This is a genomic window from Moraxella sp. (genome assembly GCF_024227015.1).
In the GTDB taxonomy this organism is placed as follows: Bacteria; Pseudomonadota; Gammaproteobacteria; order Pseudomonadales; family Moraxellaceae; genus Moraxella.
This window is the reverse complement of record NZ_JAAELD010000306.1, coordinates 1-1,052: the sequence shown is the minus strand read 5'-3', so window position 1 is coordinate 1,052 and position 1,052 is coordinate 1. Positions and strand designations below refer to the sequence as shown.

The window sequence follows — 1,052 nt, the reverse complement described above, 5'->3', positions numbered from 1 at the left end:
CCAAGATTGCAACGTTCTAAAGACGAAGAAGCCAATAAAAATAACGAAGAAGGCGACTTTTGGATTGACGAAAAAAACCGCACCATCGAGATCAGCGAAAAAGGCTACGAAAAAATTGAAAAGTTCCTTGTTGAAGTGGGTGAACTTGGCGAAAACGAAAGCTTGTATTCGCCTGCCCGTCTGCCGCTGTTGGCTCATGTGCAAGCAGCGATCAGAGCACACCATATTTTCTTTAAAAATGTGCATTATATCGTTGATGAGGGCGAGATCGTCATCGTGGACGAAAACACGGGGCGTACCATGCCAGGGCGTCGCTGGAGTGAAGGTCTGCATCAGGCGGTGGAAGCCAAAGAAGGTGTAGAAATCCAAGCCGAAAACCAAACCATGGCAACCACGACCTTCCAAAACTATTTTCGTCTGTATGACAAGCTGTCTGGTATGACAGGGACGGCAGACACCGAAGCGGCAGAATTTAAATCCACTTATAACTTGGACGTGGTAATCATTCCTACCCATCGCCCAATCGCCCGTAAAGATTTGGACGATCAAATTTTCTTGACCAAGCTGGGTAAATACCAAGGCATTATCCGTGAAATTCGTGAGATCACTGCCAAAGGTGCTCCTGTGCTTGTGGGGACAGCAACCATTGAAGCGTCCGAAGAGTTGTCATTTTTGCTGGATCAAGAAGGCATCGTTCATAACGTACTAAACGCCAAACAGCACGAACGTGAAGCCGAGATCATCGCCCAAGCAGGTCGTCCGTCTGCGGTAACCATTGCCACCAACATGGCAGGTCGTGGTACGGATATTATTTTAGGTGGTAACTGGCAAGCCCAAACCGAGAATTTGCATGAATTAAGTGATGATGAAAGACGTGTGCTAGAAGCTGATTGGCTGCTTAAAAACGAACAGGTCAAACAAGCAGGCGGGCTACACATCATCGGCTCGGAGCGTCACGAATCACGACGGATTGATAACCAGTTACGAGGACGGGCAGGGCGACAAGGCGATCCTGGCTATTCACGCTTTTTCTTGTCACTTGAAGATGATCT

1 pseudogene is annotated in these 1,052 nt (G+C 47.8%); it reads left to right on the top strand.

Annotated features, from left to right (window positions below):
* Positions 1-1,052, top strand: a pseudogene (secA, locus tag GY683_RS07005) (preprotein translocase subunit SecA); the annotation flags it as partial.